Source organism: Niallia sp. WK069_GA_01 (assembly GCF_983173855.1).
The window spans coordinates 145559-167967 of record NZ_OZ470138.1; the positions used below are offsets into that span (position 1 = coordinate 145559).

Genomic DNA, 22409 nt, shown 5'->3' on the forward strand with positions numbered 1-22409 from the left:
TCCTATTTAAATATTTCATATAAAGCATCACTTAATCGTGCAAACTCTTCTATTGATAAGGACTCTCCTCTTCTAGAAGGATCGATGCCTACTTCCTGCAGTGCCTCTATGATTTCTTCCTTTTTTTGTTTTCCATTCTCAAGCTGGCTGGATAAGTTGTTTAAAATCGTTTTTCTTCGCTGTGCAAAACTTGCTCTTGTAATCTGAAAGAAAAAATCTTCATTCTTAACGGAAACTAGCGGCGTCTCCCTTCTTGTAAGCTTAATAACCGCTGAATCCACATTAGGCTGTGGCACAAATACTGTTTTTGGGACAATCATGACAACTTCAGGAACAGTGTAGTATTGTATAGCTATCGACAATGAACCATATTCCTTTGTGCTTGGTTTCGCAGAGATTCTTTCTGCCACTTCTTTTTGCAGCATTACTACAATTCCTCTAAGAGGAAGTCCCTCTTCTAATATCTTCATAATAATCGGCGTAGTTACATAATATGGAAGGTTCGCAACTAACATAATATCATTAATACCTTCAAACTCCGCTGCTATTACCTCTTTTACGTTTGCTTTTAGAATATCTTCATGGATTACTTTTGTATTTTTATATGGTGCTAGCGTTTCATCTAAAATTGGCAATAATCTTTGATCAATCTCAAATGCAACAACTTTTTTGCTGCGCTTCGCCAATTGTTCTGTTAAAGCTCCGATTCCTGGGCCAACTTCAATAGCCCCCGACTCAGCAGAAAGCTCAGCATGCTCCACAATATTTCTTAAAATATTTGTATCAATTAAAAAGTTTTGTCCTAAGCTTTTTTTAAAAGAGAATCCATATTTTTCTAATATCTCCTTTGTTCTTACAGGTGTTGCAATATCTTTATACATCTTTTTCCTCCTGGTGCATTGCCTTTAAAGCATCTGCAAATTCTTGTTTCGTAATTTGAAACATCATAAGCCTTTTATGCAACTGTTTTCCATTTGTATAACCTATCTTTAATAGTTTACCTAATTGCTCACGCCGCTGTTTGGAACCCACGCCGCCTATAAGCTGCGCACAGATTAAATCATCTTGTGTGATTTGTTCCATTACTGTCTCATGCATTAAATGAGCATCCTTTAAAGCTTCTCTAATTGCTTCAGTTGATGCATGCTCCACCCCAACTCCCTTTCCATGCTTATGCAATGCTTCTTCCTTCGTAATAAAAGCATGCTTGCAACCAGGAACTTTTTTAACAATAGTATTACGTATTTTTTGTCCAGGATAATCAGGATCTGTAAAAATAATAACGCCTCTTGTCGACTGGGCTAACTTAATTTTTTCGATTGTTTCTGTATTTATAGCTGAACCATTGGTTTCAATTGTATCTGCATCAACTGCTCTTCGTATAGCAATTGTATCATCTTTACCTTCCACCACTATTATTTCTTTTATCTTCATGAAACCTCCAAAAAAAAAATAAAATATTTGAAAAAAATGAAACATTTTTGTAACATGAAACGTCTATATATATAGAAAGACAAAATACTTAAATATAACATTCATTATAGCTTAAATAATTATTTTCAACAAAAGACGGTCTTCATTAAGAACACTACAACTTTTTTAAATTTATTGAACTTTCAGTGATGAACATTTTATTTTTTTCAAGTTATGTACATCCTCCTAATATAAAAAAGCAGAGAATATGATAGATTCTCTGCAGAAAAATTTATTTGATTACTTTTATATTTACGGGCTTTGAACCCCAACGATATGCTTCTGCTTTCGTTGCGAAAAAAACATCGATTTTTTTTCCTTTTATAGCAGAACCTGTATCAGCAGCTACTGCGTAACCATAACCTTCAACATATACTTTTGTACCTAATGGAATATAATTTGGATCGACAGCAATTACTTTTGCATTAGGATTTGCTTTTAAATTAATACCTGTAGCAGTATAGCCTGAACAACCATTGCAGCTTGCTGTATAAGCCGTGGAGTTAACATACATATCTGTTGCTTCGCTTTCTCCTCGAGACGCAATTTGTAAAACTTCTGCTTTTGTTCCGACTGCTACAACTTTATCTTTTTTTTCTTTTATTTTTTCTTCACTAAGCAGTTTTCGAGAAACTTCTTTGCCGTTTTCTAATGTTATCTCAAACTTTTTAGATAATAATCCTTTTTTACCCTCTGTGACTACCTTTTCAACGCCACTATCCAAATTTTTATCCTTTTGAGTAACAACAGCGTAATTAATCGGTTGTTCCACTACATCGGTGACCTTTTCTATGCGTGTAATATTTACAACAGCTTTTTCTTTCACTTTTTCTTTTAGATCTGGTTCAACTCGGTCTAATTTTGCAAGTGATATTTCTTGTTGTGTTAAAAAGTCAGCGACCGTAGTCGAAGTGGACCATAGTTGTTTTTTCTTTCCTGCATCTACTAGTGTCAACGGAAATGCGGTATGTACAACAATCTCCATGTTTTCTTCTATGCTGTTTTTCTTTTCTTGGTTAATCTGATCATGCTCGTTCAAAGAAATGTTTTGTTCCTTTAAAAATCCTTCCACATTTTCAGCTGTTGTCCAAACCGTTTTTTTCTCGTCGTCCTTTTTCAATTCAACCTGTTTCGCCTGTTTCCAAACAACATTCATGTCGTCTTTTATCTTTGTATCTAAAGATGGAAACACATAATCTTTTGAGTGGATTGTAATTTCAAGATCATCAAATATTTCTTGTATAGTGGATGAGTGCGTTTGGATGACCTCTTCTTTACCATCTAAAGTTATTGCCACAGTTTTTTTAGTAGCTTCGTATAATATAAAGCCAAATGCACTTGTAAAAACAATAAAACTAGCAATAATAATAGTCCATTTTTTCCTACTCAAAGATAGGGAAAACAAGTTTTTCATGTTTGTGATTACGATGAAAAACGCCTCCTTTTCTCTTCGGAGTGATTATATAGAGTATCTTGGCGGCTGTCAACCCATACAATTTCCTTGAACGTACCTCCTATTATGCAAAAAACTATCGCGAAAGGAAAGAAAGAAATCTCGACATAATCATTCTATGAGAAAGGAAAGCGTTGTAGAACTTTTTAGAATCAACTAAGAATAGGACAAGACTTTCCCTTTTTCGACACCATTACTTATCAGTTTATGCCGAATAATTTCTTTGCATTTTTTGTTGTTGCTTCTGCTACTTCCTCAAACGAAATACCTTTTATTGAGGCTATTTCTTCAGCAACTAATTTAACGTAGCTAGGTTCATTTCTTTTTCCCCTAAATGGAGTTGGAGCAAGATAAGGGCAATCCGTTTCAATTAAAAGTTTTTCTAACGGAATCGCTGCTGCTACTTCTTTTGGTTTTTTTGCATTTTTAAATGTTACAGTTCCTCCAAGAGAAATATAGAAATTCATATTAATACACTCTTGTGCTGTTTCTACACTTCCACCATAACAATGCATAATTCCTCCGACTTCTTTTGCATCCTCTTCCTTTAAAATATCGACTATATCAGCTGTTGCTTCTCTATTATGAATAATAATGGGCAAATCAACTTTTTTTGCTAATCTTATTTGTTTTCTAAACACTTCTTTTTGTATATCCTTCGGTGATTTATCCCAATGATAATCCAATCCCATTTCTCCTATAGCAACAACTTTAGGATGTTTTGATAATTCTTCTATCCAAAGCAGATCTGCTTCGGTCATATCAATTGCATCTACTGGATGCCAGCCTACACTTGCATAAAGAAACGGATATTTTTCTATAAGCTCCATCGCTCTTTCAATTGTGGGTTTATCAAATCCAACCACAATCATTTTTTCCATCCCTGCATCCTTTGCACGTTGAATGGTTTCTTCTACATCTTCTATAAATTGCTCTGCATTTAAATGCGTATGGGTATCAAATAACATAAAAAATCCCTTCTATTCCCATTATTTTATTTTCATTACAAACATTTCACAACAATGACAAATTACTAAAAAACCTTTCTATAAGAAAAACATAGAAATATTCCATAACGAATGAATGTTTGGATACTTCTATGTTTCTTTTTAGACTATCAATGATTTTATACTCAAATTTGCGTATAAATTTTTAGTAATATTTTTCCGCTTGTTTATTTAACCTTAGCACCAAGTGGTAATGAATCATCCACAGATGCAACAGATAAAATTCCATCCTGGCTTCCTGCAAGAATCATTCCTTGCGAAAGTTCCCCTCTTAATTTAACCGGTTTTAGATTTGTTACACAAATAACTCTTTTTCCAACTAATTCTTCCGGTTTATAATACTGGGCAATACCAGAGACTACTTGTCTTTTCTCATATCCTAAATCTAGTTGTAGCTTTAACAATTTATCTGCCTTTTTCACAGGTTCTACTTGTAGTACTTTTGCCACTCTCAAATCTATTTTCATAAAGTCATCAATTGTTATTTCATCAGTTTCAGGCACCTCTTGCACTTCAGGGGTAACCTTTTCCTCTTCTTTAGCCGGACCTTGCATTTCTACTTTAATAAATTCTACTTCTTCTTTCATATCTAAACGAGGGAAAATAGGCTCTCCTTTTTCCACTTTTGTTTCTGCTGGTATAGCTCCAAATATCTCTAAACTATCCCAAGATGTTAATGAATCCTTTTGGATGTTCAATTGTTGAAATATTTTGTCTGGTGTTCTTGTTAAAAATGGTTTTAATAGAATAGCAATTCTTCTTAATGATTCTGCTAAATGAGCCATAACATCAGCTAATTGCTCTTGTTTTCCCTCTTTCGCTAAAACCCATGGCTGCGTTTCATCGATATATTTATTATTTCTGCTAACCAGTTGCCATAAATTCGTGAGTACAACAGAGAATTCCATTTGATCCATATGTTCCACATATTTTTGAAGTGTTTCCTCATGTGCTTTTACAAGAGATTTTTCAAAGACTCCTTCTGATCCCTTATATTCCGGAATAACTCCATCAAAATACTTATTAATCATTGCTACGGTGCGGTTTAGTAAATTCCCAAGATCATTTGCTAAATCGAAGTTTACTCGTTCAACAAACCCTTCTGGTGTAAATACACCATCCGCCCCAAACGGTACTTCTCTTAATAAGTAATAACGTAATGCATCTAATCCATAACGATCAATCAATGTTTCTGGATTAACAACATTCCCTTTTGACTTGGACATCTTCCCGTCCTTCATTAGAATCCAACCATGAGCAAATACCTTTTTCGGTAGCGGAAGATCTAGGGCCATCAACATAATCGGCCAATAAATAGTATGGAAACGGACAATTTCTTTTCCAACCAAATGAACGTCTGCTGGCCAATATTTAGAATATTTAGAATCGTCTTCTGTACCATAGCCTAACGCTGTGATATAATTAGACAACGCATCTATCCAAACATACACAACATGTTTTGGATCTCCTGGAACCTTTACTCCCCAATCAAATGTTGTTCTTGATACAGCAAGATCTTCTAGACCTGGTTTAATAAAATTGTTAATCATTTCATTTTTTCGTGATTCTGGCTGTATGAATGCAGGGTTTTGTTCATAAAATTCCAATAGACGATCTGCATATTTGCTCATTTTGAAAAAATAAGATTCTTCTTTAACCAATTCAACAGGATGGCCGCTATCAGGACTTTTCCCGCCAACAACCTTACCAGACTCATCATATACAGGATCAACAAGCTGTAATTCTGTATAATAGGTTTCATCTGAAACAGAATACCAGCCTTGATATTCATCTAAATAAATATCTCCTTGTTCCACTAATTGTTGAAACATTTTGCTAACAACATCTGTATGTCTCTTCTCAGTAGTACGAATAAAATCATCATAAGAAATATCTAACTTATCCCATAATGTTTTTATCCCTGCTACTATTTCATCCACATATTCTATTGGTGTAATTCCTGCTTCTTCTGCTTTACGCTGAATTTTTTGTCCATGCTCATCTGTTCCTGTTAAATAACGTACATCAAAACCTCTCATACGTTTATAACGTGCCATTGCATCCCCTGCTACAGTCGTATATGCATGCCCAATGTGAAGATTCCCGCTCGGATAATAGATAGGGGTTGTTATATAGAAAGTATTATTTTGCTCTTTCATTTTTGTCCCTCCTGAAAAGTAACTATGTATAGTACGTAAGATACTGATAAATTAAACGAATTATTTAATCTAGATGTTGGATAAAATGAACATCTCGTAGGCCACAGAAGATGAGTCAATCAACGTTGCATATTTAATATTTAGTCGATTTCCTATAAGACGTATTTATTTCTTTTCTTTTTCTAGTATTGAGCACATAAGTAAGGCAAATAACTAAAAAAGAGAACGTTTGTCGACAGCCTTATTAAAGTAATTGTTTAATATACTTCTTATTGTATCAATACTTGTACGATTTCCAAAACATCAATTTACTATTTATTGATTATTATTGGGTAGATTCATTGAATATTGCCATTTTCGCCGATTATACCATCAAAATATACATAAAAATAATATTTTCTGCAACTAACTTATACCATTTTCCCACTCACTTCATAGCATATTTTTACAATTGAAAATTTTTATGGATTTTGTAGAATATTGTCGAAATATAGCATATAATAATGACATATCTTTACTTTAAAATTTTTATATTATTGAAGATACTGGTAGCCTTTTTTTATAAAACATTGAGATATAGACATTTATCCACATTCAAATATTTCTAAAATAAAATAATTGACGGATATGGGAATGGCTGGTATTATATAACCAAACAAAGAAATTTGTCGAATATTAGCGAAAAAAGATAAATAATGATAAATTGGGAGGAGAAAAGGATATGAAATCTACAGGTATTGTTCGTAAAGTTGATGAATTGGGGCGTGTAGTTATTCCAATCGAATTAAGACGTACGTTAGGAATTGCTGAAAAGGACGCATTAGAAATCTACGTAGACGATGAAAAAATTGTCTTAAAAAAATACAAGGCTAATATGACTTGTCAAGTTACAGGTGAAGTTTCAGATGACAACCTTACATTGGCTGGAGGTAAATTAATTCTAAGCCGTGAAGGTGCAGAACAGCTTTTAAACGAAATCAAAAGTTCATTTGAAGTATCTAAATAATTATTACTTCCAATAATTTTATATAAAATAAAAATGTATGGAAGATCAGCAGTACGCTTTCTTTCCATACATTTTTTTATAATAACGCAATATTTATTCCTTTATATGATATTGCTGATAGACTTCTCGTTTTTGTATTCCTCTGTCTACGGCTGTTTTTTTAATGCCTTCTTTTGCTGTACATCCTTCTTCATTTATATACTTTTCAACATGCTCGACGATAGAAAGGTCGCTCCACCAGTCGTCAACAGATTCTTGCAATTCCCCTTTTTCTATTACAATACAAAATTCTCCACGTATTTCTTCCTTATTTGCCCATTCTATTACTTCATGAACAGTTCCTCTAATAAACTCTTCATATATTTTTGTTAGCTCCCGACAAAGAGCTACATTTCTATTTCCTAAAATTTCATTGATACAAGACAGTGTTTCTTTTAAACGATGTGGTGATTCATATAATAAAACAGTACCTTGGACATTTTTAAGGAACATTAATTCTTTTTTCTTTTCTTTTTTTTGTCTATTAAGAAAACCATAAAAGAAAAAAGGATGGGTAGGCAAGCCCGATGCAATCAATGCTGTTAATGCAGCGTTAGCACCTGGCAATGGTATTACAGATACTTTTTCATTTATTGCTTCAACTACTAACTCATAGCCAGGATCGGCAATGGTAGGCATACCTGCATCACTGACTAATGCAACTGTTTTTCCTTCTAATACTGCCTGTATTAATTTGCGGCCGCTTGTTTCCTTATTATGCTCATGATAGCTTACAATCGGCGTAGATATTTCAAAATAGTTACATAGCTTTTTTGTATTTCTTGTATCCTCTGCTGCTATAAGATTTGCTTCTTTTAATATCCTGACAGCGCGAAAACTCATATCCTCTAAATTTCCAATTGGTGTTGGTACTAAATACAAAAGTCCAGAATTTTCTTTATAGCTTTTTTGTTGCCACAAATCTTTCACCTGCTTCCCTTTTTAAATATTGTTCTTTTTCTCTCCGACCGAGCTGTTTAAAAGCATATTCAGCCTTTAGAGCTTCCGACTTATTGGAGAAAACTTCATAATATACTAAGGTGACGGGTGTCCGTCCTCTAGTATACTTTGCCCCTTTTCCTTCATTATGGGTTTTCACTCTTTTTTCTAAATCATTTGTATATCCTGCATAAAATGTTCTATCTCTACATTCTAAAACGTAAAAGAAATGACTAGTTATTTCCATAAAGGATTCGACTCATTTCTTCTGTATATTCATTTGTATCTTCGTATACAAATAGTGGTGGAAGTATTTTCAAATCTGGTTTTCCATCTTTTATTGCTTCTACTAAAAGTATATTCGCTTCTTTTCCCTTTTTTGGGTATACGAATCGAATACGTTTTGGTTCTAATCGATAGTTTCTCATTAATGTAACAATATCAAGCATTCTACCAGGTCTATGAACAAACGCTACTTTTCCACCTTGTTTCACTAATTGACTTGAAATACGGATTGTGTCTTCTAACGTACACATTATTTCATGCCTTGCGATGGCAAGATGTTGATTGATATTAATTTCTTCTGATGAATCTGTTTGAAAATAAGGAGGATTGCATGTAACAACATCATATTTCTCATATCCTATTAATTCAGGAATGTCCTTAATATCCTTATGAACCATTTGTACTCTGTCTTGCAGCTTGTTATATATAATGCTTCTAGAAGCCATATCATGAAGACGTTCTTGTATCTCCACTCCTATTATTATTCCTTTCGTTCTTAATGATAGAAATAAAGGAATCACACCATTTCCACTACAAAGATCTACTAACTTTCCTCTTTTTATCGGCACAGAAACAAAGTTTGCTAATAAAACTGCATCAAGAGAAAAAGAAAAAACGGAAGGGCTTTGAATTATTTTTAACTTTTCCGCTAATAAATAATCAAGCCTTTCATCTCCTATTAACTTAATCACCTTTCACATTACCTCCATCTATAAAAATAACAGTCCTATTGAAGAAATAGACCAATTAAGCATCACATAGGAAAATTAAACACTTGTTGAACCTTAGGATATAAACGCTGATAATATTTAAAAAACCTTCCTAGTATAAAGGAAGGTTTCCGCTTGTAGAAAGAAAAGGATATACCGACTTTCTACATAATTGAGAGTACATCACCAACAGACAAGGTTACTTTTTATTAAGAAATGATAAACAGAATAAACAATCTCCATCTTTTCTTGGACTACCGAAATGAAGATTACAAATATGAAAACCTTCTTGATACAGTCTTGCAAGGTTATCATATCCTTCTCCTACATCTATATTCTTTTCCTCTATTTGGTTGCTAGATTTAGAAGTTTTCTTTTTATTCGTTTCTTTACTTTTCTCTTTTCCCTTTGTTTGTCTTTCCAAATGCCTTCTTAAATTTTCATTTTCCAGCTTTAATGTATTATTCTCCTCAATTAGTTCTGCCACATGTTGCTTAAGCTCACCTAATTGTTGATACAAATTCCCAATTTGGCTTTCCATATTAATTACTGAATCAAAAACTTCCTTTTTATCCACTCTTCCACCTCATTAATCTGTGGATTGAACTGAAACAGCATCTTCTTGCAGTATTTCTTCCAATGTATATTCAAGCACTCGTTCTTGTTCAGAAATTTCCACTTGGAGTAAACGTTCTAAAATATTTAACCCTACTACTTTTCCTTTACCTTGAGGAGTATTTATCCACTCGCCCAAGTCTGGCAATTGCTCTTTAGCAGATTCGTATTCATCATTTTCATACTTAAGACAACACATTAATCTGCCACATAAACCAGAAATTTTAGTAGGATTTAAAGAAAGATTTTGGTCTTTTGCCATCTTTATTGAAACCGGCTCAAAATCTCCTAAAAAGGTTGAACAACAAAGCATTCTCCCACAAGGTCCAATTCCACCTAGCATTTTCGCCTCATCTCGAACACCTATTTGCCGCAACTCTATTCTTGTTCTAAAAATGGCAGCTAAATCTTTCACTAATTCACGAAAATCCACACGTCCGTCTGCAGTAAAATAAAAAATCACTTTATTCCGATCAAATGTATATTCTACATCAACTAACTTCATATCCAAATGATGAAGATTTACTTTTTCACAACAAACTTCATATGCTTCTTTTGCTGCACTTCTATTCTCCTCAACAATCATTTGGTCTTTTGGATCAGCAATCCTTAATACCTTCTTAAGAGGTAACACCACATCATGTTCTTCCACCTTCTTTGGAGCAATAACTACCTTTCCATATTCTACTCCGCGAACTGTTTCTACTATAACAAAGTCACCTTTTTGAATGATTATATCATTCGGATCAAAATAATATATTTTTCCAGCTTTTTTAAAGCGGATTCCTACAACATCATACAACTGAAGATCCCTCCTGCAGCTTTAGCACAAGCTGCTCCATCAATAACAGTGGATTCATATTACCCTGCAGCTTACGCTTTGCTTCAAAAATAGCTGATATTTGTTCTGTTAAACGATGATTAGAAAGCCTTAGAGCAGCAGTCTCTAAAAGTTCTTTTTCGTTTATATGAACAATTTGTTCATGCTTGCCAAGCTGTATATATAATAAATCCTTGTATAGCAGCAATAATAAATCTAACCCTCTATCATACTGGTCCTTTTCTTTAAAATGCAAAAACCAATCTCGTTGAAGAGCTACTAATGCCTCTAAAGAATTTTCTTTAAGAGTCTCATATAATTTTACCACTATTTTTTGCGCTTGTACAAACCATTCATCAGAACTTAGAAGCAATGCCTCTTCGTAATTATTGGTAAGTTGGGCAAGTTTTGGAGCATCATTCATTTTTATGCCTTTCATAATAAGCTGATCTACCAATTTCGAAGGAGACAAAGGAGTAAAAGATAAGATTTGGCATCTTGACAAGATAGTTGGAATAATTTGTTGTATTTGTTCTGTTAATAAAATAGCTGTTGTTTCTGCATTTGGTTCTTCTAAAAACTTTAATAAGCTATTTGCTGCATTTGTTGTCATTTTGTCTGCATGACTTATAATATACAACTTCTTCTTTGATTCTACGCCCGTTTTGGAAAACTCCTCTTGCAACGTTTGAATTTGATGCTTTTTTATGGATAACCCATCTGGTTCGACCATATGAACATCTGGATGATTTCCATTAGTAATTCTTTTGCAATTAGAACATGTTTCACATGGAACATATTTATCTAATAAATTCTCACATAAAACACTTTTCGCTAAAAGGATACTACTATCTTTTTTGCTAGTTCCTTTCATTCCTTCAAAAAGATAAGCATGTGCAAGTCGCTTCTTAATTAAGCTGTTTTTTAGCATTTTTAATACAATGGGCTGTGACTCTTCAAGCTGCTCCCATGTTCTTGTCAACAAAATCACTCACTTACGTATATAAATTAATTAACATCCCCTTAATTTCTCCAATTTTGTTAAGGATCGTTAAACTGCTTTTTTCCTTATTCATAACTTCCTCAGTTAGTTCAATCAATTTTTCATCAATAACCTGCACAATATTTAAATCTTTTCCTTGTCCAAATTGATTCCATGATTGATCTTTTTTCAATTCTAGACCATAACCAACTGCTTCTTTAACAAATTTTTTGACGAGAGATTTGAATTTTGTTAATTCCTTAAGCGTTTGAGATCTGCCTAATCTTTTTCCCGCATCATCTATATTTTTAATTAATGTACTTAATTGGCCAGTCTGCAGCTTCTGATTTTGTTTCATAACAAGCTCTTGAAACTTTGCTCCAGTTTGCTCATTCTTTATATCTTGTTTTGTACCCTCTGCTGTAATTCGAATATCTTTATTGATTTTCATTTACTTCCCCCGATAAGAAGTATTGGCCAAATCGATAATTTAATTATAAAATCAGCCAACTGTGTTTAAAATTGTTTGAATTGTTCAACTGGCAGAACAAAAACAGTTGCTCCTCCAACCTCTACTTCCACTGGATATGGAACATAAGAATCAGCATTACCACCCATTGGGGAAACTGGTGCTACTAGTTGATCTCGTGATTGACAATTTTCTTTTATAATCTGCATGCATTTTTCAACGCGAATGTCTTCCGTACCTATCATAAACGTTGTATTCCCAGATTTCAAAAAACCGCCAGTACTTGCTAATTTCGTTGCTCTGAAATTATGTTCAACAAGTGCGTTTAACAGCTTATTACTATCTTTATCTTGAATAACAGTTAAAATTAACTTCATTTATATCATCCTTTATTTTATATTTTCCGAATAAATAGCTTCTTTCTATTATATCAATAAATTCTATAAGAAACATGTATTATGGATAAATTGAAGTCTTTGAAAATAAAGAGATTCGATCGTTCTTCTATCTATTTAACTGCATTTTTTTCCTATTCTTAATAAAAAGAAGGAATCATAAAAGTTTGCTTATAATTTTTTCTGCTTGCTGAAAAACTTTTTCCACTGACTGAGAGGCATCTATTTTATTAATTCTATTAGGAAATTTCTCTATTACCTGATAATACCCTTTTTGAACACGTTCATGAAAATCTAGTTTTTCCATATCTAAACGATTGATTTCTCTGTTTTCTGTTGTATTAATTCTTGCTAGCCCTACCTTTGGGTCTAAATCAAAATAAAGCGTTGCATCTGGCATCAGTCCATTTATTGCAAATTCATTTATTTTCCAAACTTCATCAATTCCTAATCCTCTTGCATATCCTTGGTAAGCAAGAGAACTATCAATGAAGCGATCACATAAAACGATATTCCCTTCTTTTAATGCAGGAATTACTTTCTCTGCTAAATGCTGTCTTCTAGCAGAAGCGTATAATAATGCTTCCGTTCTTGCATCCATTTCCGTGTGATCAGGATCTAGAATGATGCTTCTGATTTTTTCAGCAATTCTTATTCCGCCAGGTTCTCGTGTTTTTACTATCTTTACGCCTTTTTTCGTATAATATTCTACTAACATTTCTAAGATCGTCGTTTTTCCAGCTCCCTCTGGTCCCTCCATTGTAATAAAAAGTCCTTCTGCCATGAGTTAATCCTCCTACTAAACACTTCGTTATTCTGTAAATACTGTAATTTTATAATTATAAATAGTGGAGCTTCCTTGAAACTTTGCACCACTTTTCACTAAATTTTGCAACTGCTTAATATGATCAGAAGTTATTTCTTCACCAGACAATAATAAAGGAATACCTGGTGGATAAGGAACAATGGTCTCTGCACTAATATAATGGATAGATTTATCTAAACCAATCTGCTTTTTTCCCCGTCCTAATTGCTCTTCTTCACCAAGTTTTAATTCTACTATATTAGGCTCCAGATTTATAGCCAATCCTTGTTCTATCAAATCTTGTTTTTTAGAAACAGTTGGTTGTAATGCTTGTTTTATTTTTACTAATGCCTGTTGTAAAGGATATTCTATGTCCTTTTTAAGTAATGGAAAGATAAATAATACATTTAAAGTATCTGCCAATTCTGTATAAATTCCTTCTCCTTCTAATAATTTCTGAAGTTCAAATCCGCTTAATCCATATGCAGACTGAATTGTAATTTTCAAGGGATCTCCCATTCCATCTTTATAAGATAGCACTCTTATAGAATTTATTTTAGAAAGTTCATCCCGAAACTCATTAATTTTTTTTATTAAATATTCTCCATCTTCCTCATTAAATGTTCCTATATAACTTCTTGCCACATCTAATGATGCCATAATCAGATAAGATGGACTGCTTGATTGAAGCATGGCCAAATAACGCTCAACCATCTCTTGCTGAATCTTATTACTATTAAAATGTAAATAGGCTCCCATTGTTAAAGCAGGCAATGTTTTATGAGCTGACTGTATAACAATATCCGCCCCCCATTCTACAGCCGATTGTGGAAAATAATCGGAAGCAATAAAATGAGCACCATGGGCCTCATCCACTAATACCTTTATATCATGTTTATGTGCTAACTTAATAATCCCCTTTAAATCCCCTACCTTTCCGTAGTAATTAGGGGAAGTGATGATTAATACCTTTATAAGGGGATACAATTGAATTGCCTTTTTTAACGTTCTCACGGAGATAGCCTCTTCCACTCCCCATTCTGAATTATATTCCGGGCTTAACAGAACAGGCTTTGCCTTAACTAAGCTAATCCCGTTCATAATAGATTTATGACTATTCCGTTGTATAAATACCCCCTCACCTGCTTGAACTGAAGCTAATATCATCGCTAAATTCCCGACTGTTGATCCATTTACTAAAAAATAACTACTTTTCACTTTATATAGCTGTGCCAATAATTTTTCAGCATGTAAAATTACCTCAGTAGGAGCATGAAGATCATCTAATCCTGATAATTCTGTCAGATCATAACCAAATATATTCTCCTCCCATTTTTGTTTATGTTTACTTAACAACAGACCATTCTTATGTCCAGGGACATGAAATGAAATATTTCGCTTCTGTTGAAAGTCAACTAGTTTCGTATATAAGGGTGTATCTTTTTGCACCATTTTCACCTTTTCTTATTTATGACTTACTATATGTTTATCACTTGTATCATATGAAACAAGCTGTAATGGAAATCTATATCTTTTCCAGCAGCACCTTATTATCATTCAAATGATTCCTACGTTCCCTTTTTTTCATTACAATAGAGAAACGGTCATCCGTTTATAAGATTTATGGAAGATATTATTTTATTTGTATAAGTGCGTGTTCAAAAGGGAGGATAAAAAGGACCGAGAAGCTCGAGACGGTTTGCTCCTGAGCATCACCCTTTCACAGGATCTGATGACTTCCACGTTGCTCACAGGACGTGTGCGTTTTTAGTGGAAGAACCTCTAAGTTATACGTTGAGAAGCGGAAAAGCAAACCAACAAAGAAATTCGATGTGTCATTTTAACCGGACTTTTTAAACAACCTGACAAGGAACATCCGTTCTTATTATAACATAGGAGAAATATTGTAACTTAACTAAACCTAAATTAATCTCTAGACTGCTATTGATTTAACTACCGTCTTCCCTGCTCCTTTTTGTTGAACAGAATCAAACACTGTAGTCATTATCAATATTTAAGAATGTTTTGTATAAATTGTTTCTTTTAGAATCGCATGGTGTCTGCTAAGTATTCTTCTTTGTTTTTCTACAAAAGACAACAATTCTGAAAAAATCTTCTTATTAAAAAATAGCCTTCTGTAATTATCTGAATATTGTATACAGGTGCATTCACTTGGATAAAATGAAAATATGGAGGTGGAGTTCATGAATTTATCTTTACTAAAAGAGCAAAAACCAGTTGGGGAAAAATGTTTAGTTTGTGAAAGCTATAAATCAAGGGGGATACATCTATATCTATCTTTTATTTGTTCTGATTGCGAGCAGGCTATCGTTCATACAAAAACAAGTGATATGAACTACTCCTTTTACATCAATCGATTAAAAGAAATACGTATTAGCTAATAATAGAATAAAAATTTTTTTATCAATAAATTTTTTATATAAAAAAAGCATCTAAATTAAATTTAGATGCTTTTCATTTTGCCTGGCGACGTCCTACTCTCACAGGGGGAGAGCCCCCAACTACCATCGGCGCTGAGAAGCTTAACTTCCGTGTTCGGTATGGGAACGGGTGTGACCTTCTCGCTATCGCCACCAGACTATTCTATTTTTAAGAGTTTTGTTCTCTCAAAACTAAATCATTTATGAAGAAATAAGAAATCGAATAATCATTTATGTCCAGTTACAACGCTGATATACAGACGTTTTCACTTTTCATTTTTAGTTAAGTCCTCGATCTATTAGTATTTGTCAGCTCCACATGTCGCCATGCTTCCACCTCAAACCTATCAACCTGATCATCTTTCAGGGATCTTACTAGCTTGCGCTATGGGAAATCTCATCTCGAGGGGGGCTTCATGCTTAGATGCTTTCAGCACTTATCCCTTCCGCACATAGCTACCCAGCTATGCCTTTGGCAAGACAACTGGTACACCAGCGGTGCGTCCATCCCGGTCCTCTCGTACTAAGGACAGCTCCTCTCAAATTTCCTACGCCCACGACGGATAGGGACCGAACTGTCTCACGACGTTCTGAACCCAGCTCGCGTACCGCTTTAATGGGCGAACAGCCCAACCCTTGGGACCGACTACAGCCCCAGGATGCGATGAGCCGACATCGAGGTGCCAAACCTCCCCGTCGATGTGGACTCTTGGGGGAGATAAGCCTGTTATCCCCGGGGTAGCTTTTATCCGTTGAGCGATGGCCCTTCCATGCGGAACCACCGGATCACTAAGCCCGACTTTCGTCCCTGCTCGACTTGTAGGTCTCGCAGTCAAGCTCCCTTGTGCCTTTACACTCTACGAATGATTTCCAACCATTCTGAGGGAACCTTTGGGCGCCTCCGTTACTTTTTAGGAGGCGACCGCCCCAGTCAAACTGCCCACCTGACACTGTCTCCCACCCCGATAAGGGGTGCGGGTTAGAATGTCAATACAGCCAGGGTAGTATCCCACCAATGCCTCCACCGAAGCTAGCGCTCCGGCTTCCAAGGCTCCTACCTATCCTGTACAAGCTGTACCAAAATTCAATATCAGGCTACAGTAAAGCTCCACGGGGTCTTTCCGTCCTGTCGCGGGTAACCTGCATCTTCACAGGTACTATAATTTCACCGAGTCTCTCGTTGAGACAGTGCCCAGATCGTTACACCTTTCGTGCGGGTCGGAACTTACCCGACAAGGAATTTCGCTACCTTAGGACCGTTATAGTTACGGCCGCCGTTTACTGGGGCTTCAATTCAGAGCTTCGCATTGCTGCTAACCCCTCCTCTTAACCTTCCAGCACCGGGCAGGTGTCAGCCCCTATACTTCGCCTTACGGCTTCGCAGAGACCTGTGTTTTTGCTAAACAGTCGCCTGGGCCTATTCACTGCGGCTCTCTCGGGCTTTAACACCCAAAAGAGCACCCCTTCTCCCGAAGTTACGGGGTCATTTTGCCGAGTTCCTTAACGAGAGTTCTCTCGCTCACCTTAGGATTCTCTCCTCGCCTACCTGTGTCGGTTTGCGGTACGGGCACCTTGAACCTCGCTAGAGGCTTTTCTTGGCAGTGTGGAATCAGGAACTTCGGTACTATATTTCCCTCGCCGTCACAGCTCAGCCTTTATGGTAACGGGATTTTCCTCATTACCAGCCTAACTGCTTGGACGTGCTAATCCAACAGCACGCTTACCCTATCCTCCTGCGTCCCCCCATTACTCAAACGGTTCATAAGGTGGTACAGGAATATCAACCTGTTGTCCATCGCCTACGCTCTTCAGCCTCGGCTTAGGTCCCGACTAACCCTGAGTGGACGAGCCTTCCTCAGGAAACCTTAGGCATTCGGTGGATGAGATTCTCACTCATCTTTCGCTACTCATACCGGCATTCTCACTTCTAAGCGCTCCACCAGTCCTTACGGTCTAGCTTCAACGCACTTAGAACGCTCTCCTACCACTGACATCTATTGATGTCAATCCACAGCTTCGGTGATACGTTTAGCCCCGGTACATTTTCGGCGCAGAGTCACTCGACCAGTGAGCTATTACGCACTCTTTAAATGGTGGCTGCTTCTAAGCCAACATCCTGGTTGTCTAAGCAACTCCACATCCTTTTCCACTTAACGTATACTTTGGGACCTTAGCTGGTGGTCTGGGCTGTTTCCCTCTTGACTACGGATCTTATCACTCGCAGTCTGACTCCCAAGGATAAGTATTTGGCATTCGGAGTTTGTCTGAATTCGGTAACCCGATGGGGGCCCCTAGTCCAAACAGTGCTCTACCTCCAATACTCTTACCTTGAGGCTAGCCCTAAAGCTATTTCGGAGAGAACCAGCTATCTCCAAGTTCGATTGGAATTTCTCCGCTACCCACACCTCATCCCCGCACTTTTCAACGTGCGTGGGTTCGGGCCTCCATCCAGTGTTACCTGGACTTCACCCTGGACATGGGTAGATCACCTGGTTTCGGGTCTACGACCACATACTTATTCGCCCTATTCAGACTCGCTTTCGCTGCGGCTCCGTCTTCTCAACTTAACCTCGCATGTAATCGTAACTCGCCGGTTCATTCTACAAAAGGCACGCTATCACCCATTAATGGGCTCTAACTACTTGTAGGCACACGGTTTCAGGATCTATTTCACTCCCCTTCCGGGGTGCTTTTCACCTTTCCCTCACGGTACTGGTTCACTATCGGTCACTAGGGAGTATTTAGCCTTGGGAGATGGTCCTCCCTGCTTCCGACGGGATTTCTCGTGTCCCGCCGTACTCAGGATCCACTCAGGAGGGAACGAAGTTTCAACTACAGGGTTTTTACCTTCTATGACTGGCCTTTCCAAACCTATTCATCTACCCCGTTCCTTTGTAACTCCATGTTGAGTGTCCTACAACCCCAAGAGGCAAGCCTCTTGGTTTGGGCTAATCCCGTTTCGCTCGCCGCTACTCAGGGAATCGCGTTTGCTTTCTCTTCCTCCGGGTACTTAGATGTTTCAGTTCCCCGGGTCTGCCTTCAGTACCCTATGTATTCAGGTAAAGATTCTATCCCATTACGGATAGAGGGTTTCCCCATTCGGAAATCTCCGGATCAAAGCTTACTTACAGCTCCCCGAAGCATATCGGTGTTAGTCCCGTCCTTCATCGGCTCCTAGTGCCAAGGCATTCACCGTGCGCCCTTTCTAACTTAACTTTGGTTTCGGCTAAAGATAAACTTCACATCTCTTCGTCAGCTTCTTCGCTCTGCTCCTCACGTACAAAGTACGTTCTGGTGCTCGCTCTGGCGCTTCCTCGACCTGTTCGTTTCTCTTCACCCTCATGTTTTCTGCTATTTGGTAGATGGTATTTGACTACTATCTACTATAAATAGAGAATCTAAGATGGCGATTACTCGGTTTTTCTTGGTTTCTTCATAAATATGATTTAGTTTTCAAAGAACAAAAAAATAAACGATAAATTCGTTTGGTGGAGCCTAGCGGGATCGAACCGCTGACCTCCTGCGTGCAAGGCAGGCGCTCTCCCAGCTGAGCTAAGGCCCCTCAAAAGAGTTGATTATTAAAGTATGGTGGGCCTAAATGGACTCGAACCATCGACCTCACGCTTATCAGGCGTGCGCTCTAACCAGCTGAGCTATAGGCCCATCAATTTCAGGTTACCCTATTATTTTAAACAAAGAGAAATCTTTGTTTTTGAGGAATTGCTCCCTCAAAACTGAACAACAAACTCGTCAACAATCTGTGATGGAATGTAAATTCCATTTTCCTTAGAAAGGAGGTGATCCAGCCGCACCTTCCGATACGGCTACCTTGTTACGACTTCACCCCAATCATCTATCCCACCTTAGGCGGCTGGCTCACATAAAGTGTTACCCCACCGACTTCGGGTGTTACAAACTCTCGTGGTGTGACGGGCGGTGTGTACAAGGCCCGGGAACGTATTCACCGCGGCATGCTGATCCGCGATTACTAGCGATTCCAGCTTCATGTAGGCGAGTTGCAGCCTACAATCCGAACTGAGAATGGTTTTATGGGATTGGCTTGACCTCGCGGTTTTGCTGCCCTTTGTACCATCCATTGTAGCACGTGTGTAGCCCAGGTCATAAGGGGCATGATGATTTGACGTCATCCCCACCTTCCTCCGGTTTGTCACCGGCAGTCACCTTAGAGTGCCCAACTAAATGCTGGCAACTAAGATCAAGGGTTGCGCTCGTTGCGGGACTTAACCCAACATCTCACGACACGAGCTGACGACAACCATGCACCACCTGTCACTCTGTCCCCCGAAGGGGAACGTCCTATCTCTAGGAGTGTCAGAGGATGTCAAGACCTGGTAAGGTTCTTCGCGTTGCTTCGAATTAAACCACATGCTCCACCGCTTGTGCGGGCCCCCGTCAATTCCTTTGAGTTTCAGCCTTGCGGCCGTACTCCCCAGGCGGAGTGCTTAATGCGTTTGCTGCAGCACTAAAGGGCGGAAACCCTCTAACACTTAGCACTCATCGTTTACGGCGTGGACTACCAGGGTATCTAATCCTGTTTGCTCCCCACGCTTTCGCGCCTCAGCGTCAGTTACAGACCAAAGAGTCGCCTTCGCCACTGGTGTTCCTCCACATCTCTACGCATTTCACCGCTACACGTGGAATTCCACTCTTCTCTTCTGCACTCAAGTCCCCCAGTTTCCAATGACCCTCCACGGTTGAGCCGTGGGCTTTCACATCAGACTTAAAGGACCGCCTGCGCGCGCTTTACGCCCAATAATTCCGGACAACGCTTGCCACCTACGTATTACCGCGGCTGCTGGCACGTAGTTAGCCGTGGCTTTCTGGTTAGGTACCGTCAAGGTACGAGCAGTTACTCTCCTACTTGTTCTTCCCTAACAACAGAGTTTTACGATCCGAAAACCTTCATCACTCACGCGGCGTTGCTCCGTCAGACTTTCGTCCATTGCGGAAGATTCCCTACTGCTGCCTCCCGTAGGAGTCTGGGCCGTGTCTCAGTCCCAGTGTGGCCGATCACCCTCTCAGGTCGGCTACGCATCGTTGCCTTGGTGAGCCGTTACCTCACCAACTAGCTAATGCGCCGCGGGCCCATCTGTAAGTGACAGCGTAAACCGTCTTTCAGCTTTCCTACATGAGTAGAAAAGGATTATCCGGTATTAGCTCCGGTTTCCCGAAGTTATCCCAGTCTTACAGGCAGGTTGCCCACGTGTTACTCACCCGTCCGCCGCTAACTTAAAAAGCAAGCTTTTTAAGTCCGCTCGACTTGCATGTATTAGGCACGCCGCCAGCGTTCGTCCTGAGCCAGGATCAAACTCTCCATATAAGAGTAAGATTAGCTCCGAAGCTAAACTCTAGCTTTTTTGTTACTTGTTTTAGTTTATAACTTAGTTATAAACGTTTATTGTTGACGTTTTGTTTGTTCAGTTTTCAAAGAGCAATTTCATTACTTCTGTCAGAAGCAACTTTTATATAATAACATTTGATACTTCATATGTCAAATGTTATTTTTAATTTATTTTTTCACAACCTTGTTGCGACTCCTAATATACTATCAGCTTATATTTATAAAGTCAACAATATTAAATAAAAAAAATCAACTAAAATAATTAGTTGATTCATAATATATACTTCTGCACAGCTACAAGAGCAAGTACACCTGGAATCCCCAATAATCCAGATACTGATGATGTTGCGAAATTAATAGGGATATGAATACCATACTTATTCCCGAATGCGTTTAGAAAAAATAAAAATAATGCACCGATGATAATTTTTATAATCCCTTGTCCTATAATACGCAACGGTTTAATAGGTGTTCCAACAACCAGTAGAAGAATTATAAGTCCAGTAACAACGGAGACAATAATAACAGGGCTCAAAATCAACTCATCCTCCCTAAAACTACTTGTACTAATAGATATGTGGAAAAATCATATAGTAGAACTAAGGAGGATCAACTAATTATCTCAAGGTGACATTTCTTTCTTTTGCTTCTTTAAATAGAAAAAAATATTTTGCTTCTGTTAATCTTGCCGCACAGAGTACCTCATCAGAAGGATCAAAACTTTTATCTAACAAAGCTTTTTCATTTAAATACTCCTGTTTTAAATGTTTAAATTGAATTATTAATTTTTCATCGAATTCTTTTCTTAATTTTCCTTTTCGGCGAAAAAACATCTCTGATAATCCCCCAACATTATACTTCTCTTCTTCCTTCTAACGCCTTTGAGAGAGTTACTTCATCCGCGTATTCTAAATCTCCGCCAACTGGCAATCCGTGTGCAATTCTTGTTATTTTAATGCCTGAAGGTTTTAAAAGCCTTGAAATATACATCGCGGTAGCTTCTCCTTCTATATTAGGGTTAGTTGCCATGATTACTTCTTCTACTTCATCTTCTTGCAGCCTTTTAATCAATGTCGGCACATTTATGTCTTCAGGACCTATTCCATCCATTGGTGAAATCGCACCGTGTAAAACATGATATAGACCGTCATACTCCTTCATCTTCTCCATCGCAATTACATCTTTAGGATCTTGCACAACACAAATAATTTTTCTATCTCTTCTTTTATCTTCACAAATATAACAAGGATCTTGATCTGTTATATGACCACAGACAGAACAATAGCTCAAATTCCTTTTAGCATTTACTAATGCTTTCGCAAAGTCTAGAACAGTATCCTCTTTCATATTTAGTACAAAAAAAGCCAGTCTTGCAGCCGTTTTAGGGCCGATGCCTGGCAATTTCATAAAGCTGTCAATCAGCTTCGATATTGGTTCAGGATAATGCAT

General features: G+C 37.4%; 20 protein-coding genes, 2 tRNA genes and 3 rRNA genes. 2 read left to right on the forward strand and 23 right to left on the reverse strand.

What is annotated here, in order from left to right:
• Positions 1–2: 2 nt before the first annotated feature.
• From rsmA to metG, 5 genes are all read right to left on the reverse strand, one after another.
• Positions 3–881 carry a 16S rRNA (adenine(1518)-N(6)/adenine(1519)-N(6))-dimethyltransferase RsmA gene (rsmA, locus tag AC5LWL_RS00805; RefSeq protein ID WP_493432584.1) on the reverse strand — a complete coding sequence of 293 codons (879 nt, stop codon included), beginning with the start codon at positions 879–881 and terminating at the stop codon, positions 3–5.
• On the reverse strand, positions 874–1434 hold the full coding sequence (rnmV, locus tag AC5LWL_RS00810) for a ribonuclease M5 (protein WP_493432585.1): 561 nt from the start codon (positions 1432–1434) through the stop codon (positions 874–876). The genes rsmA and rnmV overlap by 8 nt, the downstream gene beginning before the upstream one ends.
• A gap of 271 nt (positions 1435–1705) precedes the next feature.
• Positions 1706–2887, reverse strand: a complete 1182-nt coding sequence (locus tag AC5LWL_RS00815) for a resuscitation-promoting factor (RefSeq protein WP_493432586.1) — start codon at positions 2885–2887, stop codon at positions 1706–1708.
• Positions 2888–3126: 239 nt separating this feature from the next.
• Entirely contained in the window at positions 3127–3894 is a 768-nt protein-coding gene (locus AC5LWL_RS00820; protein ID WP_493432587.1) for a TatD family hydrolase, read from the reverse strand.
• Between the two features lie 206 nt (positions 3895–4100).
• On the reverse strand, positions 4101–6092 hold the full coding sequence (gene metG / locus AC5LWL_RS00825; RefSeq protein WP_493432588.1) for a methionine--tRNA ligase: 1992 nt from the start codon (positions 6090–6092) through the stop codon (positions 4101–4103).
• Positions 6093–6813: 721 nt separating this feature from the next.
• On the opposite strand from metG, the gene abrB reads away from it, so the two are divergent.
• On the forward strand, positions 6814–7098 hold the full coding sequence (abrB, locus tag AC5LWL_RS00830) for a transition state genes transcriptional regulator AbrB (RefSeq protein WP_493432589.1): 285 nt from the start codon (positions 6814–6816) through the stop codon (positions 7096–7098).
• Positions 7099–7191: 93 nt separating this feature from the next.
• Here abrB and rsmI read toward each other — a convergent pair whose 3' ends face one another.
• From rsmI to AC5LWL_RS00880, 10 genes are all read right to left on the reverse strand, one after another.
• Positions 7192–8058: a 16S rRNA (cytidine(1402)-2'-O)-methyltransferase gene (rsmI, locus tag AC5LWL_RS00835; protein ID WP_493432590.1), complete on the reverse strand. Its 867-nt coding sequence runs from the start codon at positions 8056–8058 to the stop codon at positions 7192–7194.
• Entirely contained in the window at positions 8036–8323 is a 288-nt protein-coding gene (locus AC5LWL_RS00840) for a GIY-YIG nuclease family protein (protein ID WP_493432591.1), read from the reverse strand. The genes rsmI and AC5LWL_RS00840 overlap by 23 nt, the downstream gene beginning before the upstream one ends.
• Positions 8310–9050, reverse strand: a complete 741-nt coding sequence (locus AC5LWL_RS00845; RefSeq protein WP_493436504.1) for a tRNA1(Val) (adenine(37)-N6)-methyltransferase — start codon at positions 9048–9050, stop codon at positions 8310–8312. Before AC5LWL_RS00845 ends, AC5LWL_RS00840 begins: the two co-directional genes overlap by 14 nt.
• Before the next feature lie 220 nt (positions 9051–9270).
• Positions 9271–9648: a DNA replication initiation control protein YabA gene (gene yabA / locus AC5LWL_RS00850; RefSeq protein WP_493432592.1), complete on the reverse strand. Its 378-nt coding sequence runs from the start codon at positions 9646–9648 to the stop codon at positions 9271–9273.
• 12 nt (positions 9649–9660) lie between these two features.
• Complete coding sequence (locus AC5LWL_RS00855) at positions 9661–10488, reverse strand: PSP1 domain-containing protein (RefSeq protein ID WP_493432593.1); 828 nt, start codon at positions 10486–10488, stop codon at positions 9661–9663.
• A complete protein-coding gene (gene holB / locus AC5LWL_RS00860; RefSeq protein WP_493432594.1) occupies positions 10481–11488 on the reverse strand; it encodes a DNA polymerase III subunit delta' in 1008 nt (335 codons plus the stop codon). Before holB ends, AC5LWL_RS00855 begins: the two co-directional genes overlap by 8 nt.
• Before the next feature lie 13 nt (positions 11489–11501).
• Entirely contained in the window at positions 11502–11939 is a 438-nt protein-coding gene (locus tag AC5LWL_RS00865) for a YaaR family protein (protein ID WP_493432595.1), read from the reverse strand.
• A 65-nt stretch (positions 11940–12004) separates the two neighbouring features.
• Entirely contained in the window at positions 12005–12334 is a 330-nt protein-coding gene (gene darA / locus AC5LWL_RS00870) for a cyclic di-AMP receptor DarA (RefSeq protein WP_493432596.1), read from the reverse strand.
• Between the two features lie 175 nt (positions 12335–12509).
• Positions 12510–13136 carry a dTMP kinase gene (gene tmk / locus AC5LWL_RS00875; protein ID WP_493432597.1) on the reverse strand — a complete coding sequence of 209 codons (627 nt, stop codon included), beginning with the start codon at positions 13134–13136 and terminating at the stop codon, positions 12510–12512.
• Between the two features lie 27 nt (positions 13137–13163).
• Complete coding sequence (locus AC5LWL_RS00880) at positions 13164–14609, reverse strand: aminotransferase class I/II-fold pyridoxal phosphate-dependent enzyme (protein ID WP_493432598.1); 1446 nt, start codon at positions 14607–14609, stop codon at positions 13164–13166.
• A 752-nt stretch (positions 14610–15361) separates the two neighbouring features.
• On the opposite strand from AC5LWL_RS00880, the gene AC5LWL_RS00885 reads away from it, so the two are divergent.
• Positions 15362–15559, forward strand: coding sequence for a sigma factor G inhibitor Gin (locus AC5LWL_RS00885; RefSeq protein ID WP_493432599.1), 198 nt, complete (start codon positions 15362–15364; stop codon positions 15557–15559).
• 80 nt (positions 15560–15639) lie between these two features.
• Here AC5LWL_RS00885 and rrf read toward each other — a convergent pair.
• From rrf to recR, 8 genes are all read right to left on the reverse strand, one after another.
• Positions 15640–15756: ribosomal RNA gene (gene rrf, locus AC5LWL_RS00890) — 5S ribosomal RNA — on the reverse strand.
• Positions 15757–15877: 121 nt separating this feature from the next.
• Positions 15878–18814 (reverse strand): 23S ribosomal RNA (locus AC5LWL_RS00895).
• A gap of 270 nt (positions 18815–19084) precedes the next feature.
• Positions 19085–19160 (reverse strand) — tRNA-Ala (locus AC5LWL_RS00900).
• 24 nt (positions 19161–19184) lie between these two features.
• Positions 19185–19261, reverse strand: a tRNA-Ile gene (locus tag AC5LWL_RS00905).
• A 127-nt stretch (positions 19262–19388) separates the two neighbouring features.
• Positions 19389–20939: ribosomal RNA gene (locus AC5LWL_RS00910) — 16S ribosomal RNA — on the reverse strand.
• Together the 16S, 23S and 5S rRNA genes with 2 tRNA genes alongside form the textbook arrangement of a ribosomal RNA operon.
• 292 nt (positions 20940–21231) lie before the next feature.
• The gene (locus tag AC5LWL_RS00915; protein ID WP_493432600.1) at positions 21232–21495 is read right to left on the reverse strand and encodes a pro-sigmaK processing inhibitor BofA family protein; all 264 of its coding nucleotides are present in this window, start codon (positions 21493–21495) and stop codon (positions 21232–21234) included.
• 82 nt (positions 21496–21577) lie between these two features.
• Positions 21578–21793 carry a YaaL family protein gene (locus AC5LWL_RS00920; protein WP_493432601.1) on the reverse strand — a complete coding sequence of 72 codons (216 nt, stop codon included), beginning with the start codon at positions 21791–21793 and terminating at the stop codon, positions 21578–21580.
• A 19-nt stretch (positions 21794–21812) separates the two neighbouring features.
• Complete coding sequence (gene recR, locus AC5LWL_RS00925; RefSeq protein ID WP_493432602.1) at positions 21813–22409, reverse strand: recombination mediator RecR; 597 nt, start codon at positions 22407–22409, stop codon at positions 21813–21815.